Genomic DNA, 12,923 nt, shown 5'->3' with positions numbered 1-12,923 from the left:
GCGAGCGGTAAAGGCCGGGACGGGCTGGAGCGAGGTCCCCGGTGCGGTTCTGTTATCGGATGGATAACACTGGGTCAACTACCGCCGGGATCATCATCATCGTTCGCCCCCATGCGAAACGGCACCACCACCACCCGCGCCTCGTCGGAAAGCAGCGAGAACAGCTGGTGCAGCCCCTCCGCTTTCAGGTCGCTGTCCGGCGGCATTTGCGCCAGCATCGCCTGCACCACGGTCATCGAATCGAGAAACCGGTGCGCCCGGCTTTCATGGTCCAGCTTCATGCCGCGCCTCCCTCTTCGCAGGCAGACATTTCCACGCGCAGCGGAAGCGGCCGCTCGAACACCCACGCGCTCCGCCCGTCCTGCTTGCGCACCTTGGGCCGCCACCCCCACATGCGCAGCACCTGGCCGATGCGGTGCCGGGTGGATTGGTCCGTGCCAGCAAGGCCGATGCCCGCCGCCGCTTCGGTCACCGTGCAGAACTGGCGGGGTTCGAGCCACGATTTCAGCGGCACCGCCAGCGGGTCCCCGTCAAACAGCGCCTCGCTGTCTGCGATCACTGGCGGCAGCCCCACCTGCACCCACAGCCCCCGCGCCGCGCGCGGGCCAAACAACCGCCGCGCCTCGCGCACCACGGTCACCCCGGCGGTCAGTCGCACGGGGTCGTAATCCATCGCTTCCGTTGGTGGCGGCTCGATATCATGCATCTGGTATCGGCCCGTGCGCCGCAGCTCGGGCAAGACTTCCGAGGTTACCCATTTGCGGAAGCGGCGCGCTTCGGGCTTTCTGCTACCCAGCACGAGCGCGTACATCCCGCTCTCTGAAACGACGTTCATTTCCTGCACGCCACCAAGGGTGTCACTGGTGGTTACACCCTTTTCGTCATCATCGAGACGCGCCAGCGCATGTCGCGCATTTGCGATGCTCAGCACCCGACAGAGGTCGTTCGCCACGAACCACGGCTCATTCGCGATCATCACGACGCGGACGGGCTCTTCATCGAATTGGTAGGACAGCAAGGCATTCATGGTCGATCTCCTGCAGATCGCCCGGCCCCCTGAGAGACCAATCCCCGAAAGGGTGTCGTTTTAAACGACACCCTTTGGTGGCCGGACGCGCCATGATTGGTCTTACCGATGCAGGAACGGCGCACCTGGAGGTGCTCACGACGCGCCCGACCATAAGAAACCGCGCCGAAGCGGGGTGCTTGGCGCGGGGAGCGCCTGCATACAGGGAGACCAATCCCTACTGCGAGACTCCCCGCAGCTCCGTCGCTATATTCCCCATCGACTCGCCGGGCAAGGGAATATGACCGTGGGCTTTGTTGCCTTTGCAGTTATCGCGTTTTTGCTCTCCGCTTTCTTTGGCTGGAACCTGCGGCGTGGCATTTCCGATCCCCACATCTTTGGTCTGGTATTCGCCGCCAACGCCTTGGCTGCGTCGCTGCTTGGCCTTGTCGAGCAAATCCTAGTTATCGATTCCGCGATGTCCGCGCTGATCGTTTTGGTGATACCCCCGGCCATGGCGCACTTTGGGGCATTGGCCGGATACTATGCGGGCGGGCTCTATGATCAGGTCGCTGCGCAGGCCCGCATGCGGCAGGACGCAGATCCCGACCATGATTGATCCTATCTCTACTCACTGCCTCGCCGCTTCCGGCTGCGATGCCCCCGGCGTCACATCGCCCGGCGCCCACCAATAGGTTGATCCGCGCTCCTGCGCCGCGCGCGCCATGCGGTGAAAGCTCTGCCGGTAATGCGGGTCCACCATTTCCTGAAGCTGGTCCAGCAGCAGGCGGTTTACAGCCGCCCGCGCATACCATGCATTGCTGCCCGGCGTGGCCTGCCGCATCTGCCGCACCAGCTCGCTCGATAGGTGCGTTTCCTTGCCTTGGCCCGCCTCGCCCAGATTGCCGAGTGTCAGCGCGGCAATCGGGTCCACCACCGCCCCCATCGTCGGCCCCACGAAGAACCCGGAAATCGGCCCCGTTGTCCCGCGCTGCCCTGCCATGCTCTGCGCCGCGATATCGCCCAGAATGCCAAGCCCGCCACCACGCACCATCGCCCGGCCAAGCCGCATCGGCGTCACTTCCAGCGCCGGGTTCTCGCCCTTAGAAAGGTCGATCATCGTATCTGCCAGATAGCCGCCCAGCGTAAGGAAGATCGGCAGCGAAAGCGCATACTGCAGGCGGCCCATCCCGCCCCGGCCATACACCGCCCGCTCCAGATGCGTCATCATCCAGATCACGGAGAATGTCTTGAACTGGTTGGCCGAATGCAGCAACTCGCCGCCGATCGTGCCCCGCTCCATCCGCACCGAATGCCCCAGCGTCGCCACCGCCGTGCGCGCCCGCAGGCTTTCGCCCGGCACGGCAAACTTGGTCTCGCTGTCGATCAGGTTCATGAACTTAATTGCCGTCGCCAGCGCATCCGCATCGCCCGTCCGCGCCAGATCGCCCGGCCGGAGCAGGTGGAGGCCACCTTGTTCCACCGGGCCGACCCCGCGCAGCCGGTCCCAGTCCTTGCCATTGATGCCGTATCGCTCCAGCGCCATCCGCTTCGGCTCCGCCAGATCGCCAAAGCTCTGGTCGATATGCTCGGCCCATTCCTTCATGAAGCTCAGTCCATTCGCCTGCTTCATCGCCACCGTATGCGGTGTCAGCAGCGTCGTCCGCAGCAGCGCATCCGCCCCCCGCTTGGTGAATTCGTGCGTGTTGAACTGCCCGTCGCGCCACATGCGCTCGGCTCGCCCCGTCATTTCGGCAAACACCAACCCCGAATGCAGCGCCGCATCGCGATAGCTGGCATCGCTCGGATCGATCAGCTTCGCGTAATTGTGCATCTCATCGATCACGGAAAGGCCGTTGAACTTGGCCGTCATGCCCGTGAACATCGGGTCGGTCGGCAGCGCGGAAAGCGCGGCGCTGCCCATCTTGCTCATCACGTTCCAGTTGCGCACGCCGCTGAAGAACCGCGCTGTGGAGCGGTTCTCAGGCGCGATCCGGCCCAGCTCGCCCGAATACATGTCCCACGTGTTCTGCAGGATTTTAGCCGCCCGTCCCGCTTCGCCCGCCAGCTTCACCTTGCGCCCGGCCTCCATGGTCGGCAGCGCATCCTTGCGCAACATGTCCGCCAGCCAGCGCACGGTATGATCCGGGTTCGGCCCCAGCACGCGCATCGCCGCAATGTCGCGGCTCATGCTGCTGATATGGCCCGTGATCGCGTCGAACACGTTCCCTGTGCCGAACCGGTCATTATAGGCCAGCCAGTCGTCCGCCGATTTGAACACGAAGAACCGGTGATCGCTCCGCCGGTTTGCCAGCTTGCCATTCCCGTTGAACGCGCCGGGCGTTGCGCTGTCGAGGCCGTTGCTCGTGATGTTCTTCCACGCCGCAACCAACGCCGGTTCCAGCGCATCCTCGCTCGCGAACGGCAGATTGGTCTCCGCATCGATCATCCGCGCCCAGTCAAGCTGTGGGCGAATGAAATCACGCCACAGCTCGTACCCGGCCTTGGCAATTTCCAGCGCGTCATGCGTCTGCGGCAGGCCCCAGTTGTCCAGCTTCGGGATCGCGCCACCCGCCGCATTGAATTGCTGGCGCAGCCATTCCATCGTGTCCGCTACCGCTTCAGCCACTTGCACCGCATCGGGGTTGTCCACCGCTTCGCCGCGCAGTGCCCGCACCACGTCGTCCAGCTCGCCCGCATTGCGCAGCCGCCCCAACAGGTCGCGCTTGTACCGGCTCAGAAAGTCTCCCATCCGGCTCCACGCAAGGCTCTCCATAGCCCAGCGTGTATTGTCCACCGATGCCATCCCCGGCGCGGCCTCGTGATGGTCCATCAGCCCGTCAACGAAGTGCTTGGCATTGCCGCCCCCGGTCAGGTGCGCCTCAAGATCGTCCAGCAGCCCTTGCTGCACCTTGATCGCCATCGTTTTCTGCCGCCGGTCGGTCAGCGCCTGCCATTCCAGCGCCGAAAGCGCGTCGCGCCCCGCAAGGTCCGCCGCGCTCACCGCATCCATCGTCTTGCGATATTCGCCGTTCAGCCGCTCGAATTCCTGCCGGAACCGGTCAGCCCGCTCGCGGTCTATCACCCCTTCGGCGCGCAGCTTGGTCAGGCATTGCAGGAAACTCATAGGCAGTCCTTCAGGGCTTTGAGGGCCATGTCTTCATCGTCGAGCCGGCCAAGCGCCTGCGCGATGCTTTCTGGTACCGGCGCGCCAGTGCCGAACGCCACTTCGCGCCACGCTCCTGCCTCGCGCTCACCCTCAAGATCGTGCGTGTGCCCGTCCGCTTGCGCGCGGATCTCCGCTGCCGCCGGATCGGCAAACTTCGCCGTCATGTGATCAGCCATCGGCAACGCGTCCTGGCGCAGGTCAGGCGGCGCGATCGGGCGCACCGCCGCGCCTTCCGCTGCGCCGCCCGTACGCTCGGCGATTGGGCCCAATGGCGGCGCGCCGCGCCCTTCCACGCTGGCCAAGCCCTCTTCGCGCAGTGGCGGTGCGGGTGCCTGTTCTAGCGCTGTTTCCGGCACCATGTCCGCCGCACGGCGATTGGCCTCTGCAACCTTCGGCGCCAGATCGCGCATCCTGAAATCATTCTTAAGCAGCCGCTGCCGCACCAGCTGCATGTATGGCGTATCGCTGCTCAGCATTTGCTTCAGGCTTGCCCGCGCTTCGTCGAGGCGCGCCGCTGCCACATTGGTCAACCGGCTCTCAACACCGCCCACCTTGGTCAGGATCGTGTCAATACGGTCCTGCAATTCTCGCACCTGCGGTAGCGCTTGCCGCTCACCCCCAAGGCGCTGGAGCAGATCGAGGTCAAGCTCCCGCCGAATTTGCAGCGCCTTGTAATCGCGGAATGTGCCGGGATCGAGGCTGCGCGCAATGCTCGCCTGCGCCATGCTCGGCTCCGGCAGCCCCAGCGTGTCCGCTTCCACTTTGGCTTGGGCGATATTCCAGCTTGTCTCGTCCGGGAACGCATCGCGCCGCAGTTGCGGTACCTCCGGCCTGATCGGGTCCGGATAGTCTGCCGCAGTTCGGATCGCACTCGCCTCGTCCGGCATGGCATCCGGCCTCGCCGCAACACGCATCGCACCGCCGCTTCCACGTCCACCCATGCGCTCAGCCGCCCAGTCCACGAACTGCCCCGCCGTCATGGTCCGCAAATGCGGGTTCGCTACGATCACTTCTTGGGGCAATAGTGCGCTCAGCGGTGCTGAAGGCGAAGCGTGCAGGACGGCTTCAGCGCCGCCCTGCCCAAGATGGTGCACAACATAGAGGTTACCGGGGTCCGGCTCCACTCCGATGCGTTGCAGGAACGCCGCATTGTCCTGGGTGAACACCCGCATCACCCGGTCCTGCGTCTCGCCATCTAGGCGGCGCTGCAGGATCGCCGCGCGCGTCATGCCGCTTTGTGGAAACGTCTTGTGGTAATAATGCACCCACGTGCCATCGGTGAACTGGTATCGCCCGGTAGCGCTCGATCGCGGATTCGCCGCTGTATCGCTTCCGCTCGATTCCTGCCGTCGCGCCGCCGCCATATAGGCATCGACCGCGCCGTTGGCATCGCCCGTGATCGGCGCGCGTGTCGCTGCGCTGGCGCCCGTGCGCGATGGCAATGGCGGCGGCTCCACAATCGCGCGCTGCGCCGCATCGATCTTGGCACGGTGCGCGTCCGCTCCTTCCTCATCAAACGGATTGCGCCCCTGCACATCGGCGTCCCGCTCGATCACGTCCACCGCCGCCATCTGCTCCGGCGTGCGCAGCTGCTCCGGCACCGCCTTGGCGAACGCCTTCACCACCGCCACCGGGTTGGTCCGTTCCGGGATCGCCAGCGCCTCCCGCCCAGCGCGATAGGCAGCCCCCGCGCCGCGCAGGCCAAGGCCGGCCACCGCCCCAAAGGCAAATGCGGTTCCGACTTCCATCGCGGCATCACCCGCGGTCACCTCCTCGCCGCGTCGCGCCCGCACCGCCGCCATCGCCGGCAGCTCCACCGCCACCCCCGCCGCGTTCACCAACCCTTCCATGAGGATCGCGCGGCCAACTGAAAGCTCGCTGCTCAGCCCGCCCGTCGCAATTGCCAGCCCGGTCTGCACCGGGTCGGCCAGCCCGCCAATCAGGCCGCCCGCAAGCCGCGCACTGAACGGCCCTTGGCTCGCAATGATCTTATCCCGCAGGTGCCCGTCGCCGCGATTGGCCGCTGCCTGTTGCGCAGCGGCAAGGTTCGTCGGCACGCCTTCGGGCAGGCGCCCCTGCTGCCGCAGCAGGTCAATATCCCGCTGCACGGCGTCGTAATCCGTCGTGTCCTTGCCTGCCATCGGCAGCATGCTCCACGCCGCCTTCCATGGCGATACGTAGCCAAATGTCGCTGATTTCCCCATCGCCTTGGCGACCGCGTTGACCACAGGAACCGATACTCGGCGGCGGCGCATTTCATCGATCAAGGGATCGTCGTCTACCGAGAGGTTGATTTGCGATCCGGTGCTGTCGAGCCATCCCGTCGATTTCAGATCGTCATATGGCGTTGCCGCCTGCTGCGGCCGCGCCTGTGCCTCTTCCGGGGTAGGCTGGATGACCGATAGGACACTCATCGGCCCGGCACCACGGCGCTGATATAGTCACGCCCGCTCTTGTCCGTCACGATCCGGCCCGCTGCTGTTTCCCACCGGTAGTGCCCTCCACCGATCCACACCGGCGCGGCAAGCCGCAGCGAGAACGCCGGTTGCTCATCCGGCTTCCTTGCCCCAGCGTCCCGGTCCACGCTGTGCCAGAAGTCCAATTCACTCATCGTGTCCGGCAGCACGAAGGGCGTGTCGTTACGCGCATGCGCGATCCCGCCGATCTGCCGCCCGCCAACAAAGCGGCCGCCCAGCGCCGCCTGCGATGCAAGCCGGATATCGCTCGGCGTCAGCGTATCCACACTCCGCCCGTGCTCCGCCAGCCACCCCGCCAGCCATTGCCCCGATGTCTGCTTGATCGCATTGCGATTATCCGCCGGGACGGCGCGCAGCGCCATATCCATCTCGTGATTGGCTACGCCGATCAGCTGCACAGCATTCGGGGCCTTTTCCTTGTCGGGGGTCAGGAACTTCTTGTCGGCCTCCAACACCTTGCGCCCGTTATAGACAAAGCCGCGCGCATCGGGCCGCATCTGCGCCTCTTGCTGGAACATCGCATCGTTCGGCATGATCTTGTCCGCCGCCGCTGCGCGCACATCATCCGGGAACCGGTCCAGCTTCGCCAGCACCGCGCCCCGGCCTTGCACCCCCTGCCGCGCCTGCTCCTTGAGCATGAACGCTTCGTTGGCGTCGATGGGTGAAATCGGGATGCCTGTTTCCAGCGTCCGCGCCCGCGCCCATCGCGCCGTCGCATCAACCGATGCCTGATCATCGAGATTGAGCGGCGGCGGCAAACTGGCCGCGCTGCCATACTTGGTGAAGAACCCTTTGGGGTCCGCGCGGAACGCCTCGGATCGCGGCCCGATCTGCTTGCGCAGCCACGCAATCTGGCGCAGGTCCGCCTCGTTCTGATCCGCTTTCCCCGCCAGCGTCGCCAGATCATTCTGCAATCGGGTCGGCAGAATGCCCTCGTATTGCTTGGCAAACACGTTGTCCGCGATCAGGCCCTGCAGCTTCTCGGCAGTGGACGTGTCGCCCCCCGCGCGGAAGCGGTCCCGCGCCGCCGCCGCCTGCGCGATATCGCCTTCGCTCAGCGTAAGGCCATCCGCCGCGCGCTGCTCCCACGTCTGCACCTGCTCCTTGGCTGTCGCCAGCACTGCGCCGCGCGATGCCTCAATCATCTGCTTCAGCCTCGGAATCGCACCGTCCGGCAACTTTCCATCGAACGCGCCCGTATCGAGCGCTTTTTCCACCCAATCACTGTTTCCGTTCTGAACGGAAGAAGTCAGCCCCTCCATCCTGATTGCCGCCGCCGTCGAGGCCGCAACGCCCGGCCGCCACGCAGCCGGGATCGTGCTATCCCCGGTAACGCGCGTGACCTCTGCCGCCGCAAACTCCTCCATGCGCTCCGGGTGTGCTCTGGCATTGTCCTTTGCCAGCGTCAGGGCTTGGTCCGCCGCCATGGCGCTTGCCTTGGCATTCACCTGCGCAATGTATTGGTACGCCTGCGTTCTGCGCGACTGCGCCATTTTTTCGAGGATCGGGTTCCAGTGGTTAATCAAGTCCTGATCGTTGCCCAGCTTTGCCCGCAGCATTGCCTTGTCCGTCTCGATCCGCGCGTCGATCTTGCTGTAGGCATCCGGGTCATTACGCACATCGGTATAGTAGCGCTCAAAGTCCCCCTCGCTCGCCTGATAGTCGACCCCAAATCCACTACTCGCCTTATCCTGCTGGCGCGCCTTCTCGCGCTCGGCAATGGCAGTGGCGATCTTGTCCGTCTGGATTTCAGTCTGGCGATTTTGGTCGAGGATGCCGCCCGCCGTCCGCCCCAGCGCTGAAACCGTCTCCCCGATGCCCTGCGGCTCGGCCACCGGCGCGGCCGGCACCACGCTCGCGTTGATCCGGCTCGTGAACCATCCCGCCATGTCACCCGTTCCTGTTCAGGATGCTGGCATTGTTGCGCTTGTTCATTTCAAGCAGCATCTGCCCGTTCCGCTGATCGTGTTTCGTGGCGGCATAGCCCACCGCGCCGCCAAGAAAGCCCTTCACCAGCGCCCCCCGCGCCTGCCGGTCGGCCTGCCCCGCGCGCACCCGCAGGTTATAGGCCTCGCCCCGCGCCTTGGATCGCAGGTTGGCAATCTCCAGCTCGCGCTCCAGCGCCGCCTGCTCAACCAGATCGGCCACAGTGCCCGTGCCCACCGGGTTGCCGTCCGCCGCCGCCATGGCAAGGCCAGCGCCCTGCGCCAGCCTCGCGTCGCGCGCCGTCTGCCAGGCGTCCAGCTCGCCCTGAAATTCGGTGCGGTTCGCATTCTCGCGGTCCATCCGCGCCTGCGCCCGCAAGGTGCCGCTCTGCTCCATGCCGCCGATGATCGGCCCGGCCACGCCGCCCACCAGCTGCACAGCCCCCAGCAATCCCGCGCTCATACAGGCCTCCCGTCGATTCGCGCGTACACGGCCATGTCCTCCCCATCGGGGCAGAAGCGGTAATGCCACCCCTCGAAGCCCAGCCCCAGCAGCCGCGCCCACTGGTGGCCATTGGCAAAGCCGCGCCGCACCGTCACATCGATGCGCCGTTCCGGCATGGCGGCGATATAGGCGCGGCACCAGCGCGTCACATGGGCAAGCCGCGCCGTGCCCAGCTCGCTCATCACCGCCCAGGCCGTCAGATATTCGGCATGGCTGCGCACCATGCCAAAGCATGCCAGCACGCGGTCGCGCTCCGGATTGGCAAAGGTCCAGCAATGCTCTTCGGCAGCAAAGGCCTCCGCACGCGCGTCGCGCGCCGCGCAGTCCGGCCAGTCGTTCGCCTGCTCCGGCTGCACCTCGATCATGCTCAGATGCCGCGCCTCGAAAGGCACCCGCAGCATGCCGCCGCTCAGGGCGCGCCCCTTGATCATCCGCCCGCCTTCTTCACCTGCTGCATCACTGCCAGAATGGTCGATTGCTTGGCCGCCGTGCGCTCGACCTCGATCACGTTGAGCCCGTCGTAATCGCCGACGGTATCCAGCGGGATATCCTGCGTCAGGAACGGCAGCGCCACGTCCAGCGGGCTGTCCGTCGTCTGGCTTTCCACGTCCCTTGCCGAATTGGCAGCGCCATCCACCGTCACGCGAAGGCCAAGGCTGTTCTGCACGCGAAGCCACACTTTGGCCGTGCGGCCGATCTTGAACATCGCAGGGCCATTATCGCCCCCCGCCTCCGGGGGCAGCGAACGCCAGCGGCAGGCATAGGGCAGGCCCAGCATCACTTTGCTGAATGCGCCGTCGTCGCCATAGCCCGAAAGGTCCACCGTGCCCGTGCCGTCCAGCGTGAACGTGCCCAGCACTGCGCCATCAGCGATGATTTCCACCGTCTTGCCAGCCAGATGCGCCGCCGTGAAGACACTGGCCGGCGGCCCGTCATAGGTCAGCGCCGCATCGCACATGATCCCGTTTTCGTCATATTCGCCGGCATTGCGAAACGGCGCCATTTTCATCACGAACCACGCGCCGTCCGGCGTTTCCGCCGCGATCCACAGATCCTCGCGCGTGCCATCGGGGGCGGTGCAGGCGGAAATGGATCGGGCCAGCATGCCGCCACCCAGCGGCCGGTTGAACCACCCAAGGATGGCTTCCTCCGGCATCAGCAGGCAGCCCTTCAGCATGCCGTCCTCGTGCACGCTCCACAGCAGCGGCATTGGCTCACTCTGCTTGGCCATCTCCACGATCGGGCTGTTGCCGATATGGTCGGCATAGCGGGTCATGTCTTCCACGCCGAGCCGCTCGTAAGTCGTATCGGTCACCCGCAGCACCTTGCGCCGGTTGCGCTGGAGGAACACCGGCTTGCCGTCGAGGTCCACCGGCCGCACCACGGCGCTGCCGCGCCGCGAATTCACCGTGTTGCGGATGTTGCCCGGCGCGATCCCGCGCGCGGCGCTGCTCTGCTGCATCACGCCTTCCTCGCGCGCACCGCCGGTGAACAGGTTGTTGCCCGATTGCATCCATGCGATTTCGTTGGGGTCGGTCAGCGGGGAAATGAACGCCTGATCGTCGCCGATATCGCCGTTCTCGTTGAAGCGGTCGAAGTCATCGTACAGCCCGATCTGGCTCGCATAGCGCACGTTGTCCTTGGAAAGGATCAGCCGGTCCTGAATGATCGCGCCGTGCTGCGGCCAGCCCCGCTTGGGGCTGAACGCGCCAAAGCGCCAGCGCCAGGTCGCGTTGGTCGATGCAAGGTCCTGGGTCACCGTCGCGGTCACATGCGTGCTGTCGGTATAGGCAGTGATCTTCAGCCGCCCGATCGCGCTGTAAAGGTAGGTCCAGGCGCAGCCATAGGGGCCTTTGGCGTTCACATCGTTGCCATTGATCCCGTCGTACTGCGTGCCCTCGTTGTGCGTCGGCGCAACCGATCCCGTGATGGTACCGGAGCTATGCTGATAGACCTTGCCGTTGACACTGACCACGCGCATCCCCGCCGTCACCGTCATGCCCACCATCCAATGCGGAATGGTGGAAAGGTCGATGAACTCCATTTCAAACAGGCCACCCACGTCGCCCGGATCGAACAGCGGCTGATTGGCCACCAGCGTCACCGCGCCGCTGCTCGCGCTCGCCTGCACGGTCCGCGTCTTGTCCGCATTGCGGTCCTCGAACGGCCCGTTCTGGAATGCAAAGCTCTGCAACGTGAATGTCGTCGCCCCGGTGCGGAAAAGCTGGTTGGGTGCCACGTCGCGGTGCCAGAACCACATCGTGTCCCCATCGGGTGAAAACGTGTAATCCAGCGCCTTCACCTGCGGCAGCGTATAGGGATGCGCCAGCTCCACCGGCACGCCCACTGTCTCGATCCGCACGTCGTTCGTATAAAAGCGAAACTTCAGGGCAGACATTTCGATCTGGTAGGCCTGCGTGAGATACGGCTCGAACGGGATCAAGCGGCAGGGGCCTGCCGCCGCCTCCACGTATTCAAAACCGGGGCAGGCCTCCAACGGGCCTTGCGGGCGCGGCACCCACCCGGTCACTTCAAGCGAGGAAACCTTCCACACTTCGTGGTCGATTCGGCCAAGCATGAACGGCGAAAGCTCGCCGCCGGTGAAGTTGGATTGCAGCGGGGTGACGAGAGACATCGTGCCTTACCGCCCCCAGCTCGGATAGCTGCCCCATGCCCGTTCACGCCGCGCGCGGTTCCAGCGCGAAAGATAGCGGGCATTGCCTGTGGTGCGCTCGCCCGATGCCAGGCCGTCCAGCTTCTTGGCCTCCTCCAGCGCAGCCTCGCGCATCTGCGCCATGTCCTGCGCCTTGCTGGCAAACTGCGTTGCCGCGTCGGCCAGGTCCAACGCCAGTTGATAGGCCATGAACACCTGAAAATGCGCTGGCCAGGCCCCCACGTCCTCCACGTCGCGAATCCCGCGAAACGGCAGCGGTGCGGCCGTATTGGTCAGAATATGGCCGCCCTCTTCCACGCCCTCGAAGAAGGCATCGTCGTCGCGCGGCGGCGGCAACCAGCGCAGGCAATCGGCAGGCAGCTTGAAGCGACGGGTATAGCCAAACGCGGGCGCGTCGCCCGTCTCGTTCAGCAGCGCACGAAACAGCGCAAAATTCCACGGATGGCACACGATCGCGGCGCGGCGGCTTTCGTGCCACAGGTCGGCCAGCTGGCGCGCCAGCGGAGCAGGATCATCGATCGAGATGATCCGCGTCACCGTCCCCAGCAGGATCAGCGCGCGGTTGGCGATGCGGGTCTGCGAAGTCACGATATCAGCCACGCTTCACTCTCCCACCAAGAAAGCACCCGCCGCGTGTCCAGCCCGAGATCAAGACCCCGGCACGCGGCGGGCGTAGTTTCAGCCCAATGAGCGCGGGTGTGCTCACTTATGGCTGTAGTACGTATCCACCTGAAGCTTGCCGCCAGCGGTCACCGGGATCACGGCAACGCTGGTAGTCAGCACCAGTTCTTCGGTCGAAAACGGCACGGTGTTCAGGCCGATGTCGTTGAAGTCGAGCAGCTTGATGCGCACGGTTGCGCCGGCCGCCGGGCCTGCCACCGCCGCGCTATACTTGGTGGGGTTGGCGCGCGTGCCCACGGAAAAGCTCACGCCCGCCATCGAAACAGTGCCCGCCGTGAGATCCACCCAGTCAGGCACATCGCCGCCGCGCAGTGCACCGATCACCAGCGTGGTGCCGATGGCATTCGCGCCGCCGTCGTCGGTCAGGAACACTTCGCGGTTGCGCCGAATGCCTGCATTGTTGCTGTGGCCAGGGGCCTGCTGCCCCTTGGTCCCCGTGTACACGTTGGTCAGAAATTTGCCGGTACGGTCGGCCATGATCGTTCT

11 protein-coding genes are annotated in these 12,923 nt (G+C 65.3%); 1 reads left to right on the top strand and 10 read right to left on the bottom strand.

The genetic code is table 11. The annotated features are described in order from the left end of the window. Positions 1–74: 74 nt before the first annotated feature. Positions 75–281, bottom strand: coding sequence for a hypothetical protein (locus tag Q0071_RS01665; RefSeq protein ID WP_298164595.1), 207 nt, complete (start codon positions 279–281; stop codon positions 75–77). Continuing rightward, a complete protein-coding gene (locus Q0071_RS01660) occupies positions 278–1,027 on the bottom strand; it encodes a Bro-N domain-containing protein (RefSeq protein ID WP_298164593.1) in 750 nt (249 codons plus the stop codon). Before Q0071_RS01660 ends, Q0071_RS01665 begins: the two co-directional genes overlap by 4 nt. Positions 1,028–1,313: 286 nt before the next feature. Between Q0071_RS01660 and Q0071_RS01655 the strand changes: the two genes are divergently transcribed. Further along, complete coding sequence (locus Q0071_RS01655; RefSeq protein WP_298164590.1) at positions 1,314–1,625, top strand: hypothetical protein; 312 nt, start codon at positions 1,314–1,316, stop codon at positions 1,623–1,625. 12 nt (positions 1,626–1,637) lie between these two features. Here the strand turns inward: Q0071_RS01655 and Q0071_RS01650 are convergent, their stop codons facing one another. The 8 genes from Q0071_RS01650 to Q0071_RS01615 all read right to left on the bottom strand — a co-directional run bounded on the left by Q0071_RS01650 (position 1,638) and on the right by Q0071_RS01615 (position 12,914). Next, complete coding sequence (locus Q0071_RS01650; protein WP_298164588.1) at positions 1,638–4,133, bottom strand: hypothetical protein; 2,496 nt, start codon at positions 4,131–4,133, stop codon at positions 1,638–1,640. Further along, positions 4,130–6,589, bottom strand: coding sequence for a hypothetical protein (locus Q0071_RS01645; protein WP_298164586.1), 2,460 nt, complete (start codon positions 6,587–6,589; stop codon positions 4,130–4,132). The genes Q0071_RS01650 and Q0071_RS01645 overlap by 4 nt, the downstream gene beginning before the upstream one ends. Further along, entirely contained in the window at positions 6,586–8,541 is a 1,956-nt protein-coding gene (locus Q0071_RS01640; protein WP_298164584.1) for a hypothetical protein, read from the bottom strand. Before Q0071_RS01640 ends, Q0071_RS01645 begins: the two co-directional genes overlap by 4 nt. A 1-nt stretch (position 8,542) precedes the next feature. After that, positions 8,543–9,040, bottom strand: coding sequence for a hypothetical protein (locus Q0071_RS01635; protein ID WP_298164583.1), 498 nt, complete (start codon positions 9,038–9,040; stop codon positions 8,543–8,545). Further along, on the bottom strand, positions 9,037–9,513 hold the full coding sequence (locus tag Q0071_RS01630) for a hypothetical protein (RefSeq protein WP_298164581.1): 477 nt from the start codon (positions 9,511–9,513) through the stop codon (positions 9,037–9,039). The genes Q0071_RS01635 and Q0071_RS01630 overlap by 4 nt, the downstream gene beginning before the upstream one ends. After that, a complete protein-coding gene (locus tag Q0071_RS01625) occupies positions 9,510–11,717 on the bottom strand; it encodes a hypothetical protein (protein ID WP_298164579.1) in 2,208 nt (735 codons plus the stop codon). The genes Q0071_RS01630 and Q0071_RS01625 overlap by 4 nt, the downstream gene beginning before the upstream one ends. Before the next feature lie 6 nt (positions 11,718–11,723). After that, complete coding sequence (locus Q0071_RS01620) at positions 11,724–12,356, bottom strand: hypothetical protein (RefSeq protein ID WP_298164577.1); 633 nt, start codon at positions 12,354–12,356, stop codon at positions 11,724–11,726. A gap of 102 nt (positions 12,357–12,458) precedes the next feature. Then, positions 12,459–12,914: a hypothetical protein gene (locus tag Q0071_RS01615; protein ID WP_298164575.1), complete on the bottom strand. Its 456-nt coding sequence runs from the start codon at positions 12,912–12,914 to the stop codon at positions 12,459–12,461. Positions 12,915–12,923 lie beyond the last annotated feature (9 nt).

It is taken from the genome of Novosphingobium sp., assembly GCF_027486195.1.
Taxonomy (GTDB): domain Bacteria; phylum Pseudomonadota; class Alphaproteobacteria; order Sphingomonadales; family Sphingomonadaceae; genus Novosphingobium.
Note: the sequence above shows the minus strand (reverse complement) of the source record. Positions and strands in the feature narration are given on the sequence as shown.

Excerpts from the sequence above, each read along its gene's own strand:
- Q0071_RS01665 (WP_298164595.1), bottom strand. The coding sequence starts at position 281 with ATGAAGCTGGACCATGAAAGCCGGGCGCACCGGTTTCTCGATTCGATG.
- Q0071_RS01660 (WP_298164593.1), bottom strand. The coding sequence starts at position 1,027 with ATGAATGCCTTGCTGTCCTACCAATTCGATGAAGAGCCCGTCCGCGTC.
- Q0071_RS01650 (WP_298164588.1), bottom strand. The coding sequence starts at position 4,133 with ATGAGTTTCCTGCAATGCCTGACCAAGCTGCGCGCCGAAGGGGTGATA.
- Q0071_RS01645 (WP_298164586.1), bottom strand. The coding sequence starts at position 6,589 with ATGAGTGTCCTATCGGTCATCCAGCCTACCCCGGAAGAGGCACAGGCG.
- Q0071_RS01640 (WP_298164584.1), bottom strand. The coding sequence starts at position 8,541 with ATGGCGGGATGGTTCACGAGCCGGATCAACGCGAGCGTGGTGCCGGCC.
- Q0071_RS01635 (WP_298164583.1), bottom strand. The coding sequence starts at position 9,040 with ATGAGCGCGGGATTGCTGGGGGCTGTGCAGCTGGTGGGCGGCGTGGCC.
- Q0071_RS01630 (WP_298164581.1), bottom strand. The coding sequence starts at position 9,513 with ATGATCAAGGGGCGCGCCCTGAGCGGCGGCATGCTGCGGGTGCCTTTC.
- Q0071_RS01625 (WP_298164579.1), bottom strand. The coding sequence starts at position 11,717 with ATGTCTCTCGTCACCCCGCTGCAATCCAACTTCACCGGCGGCGAGCTT.
- Q0071_RS01615 (WP_298164575.1), bottom strand. The coding sequence starts at position 12,914 with ATGGCCGACCGTACCGGCAAATTTCTGACCAACGTGTACACGGGGACC.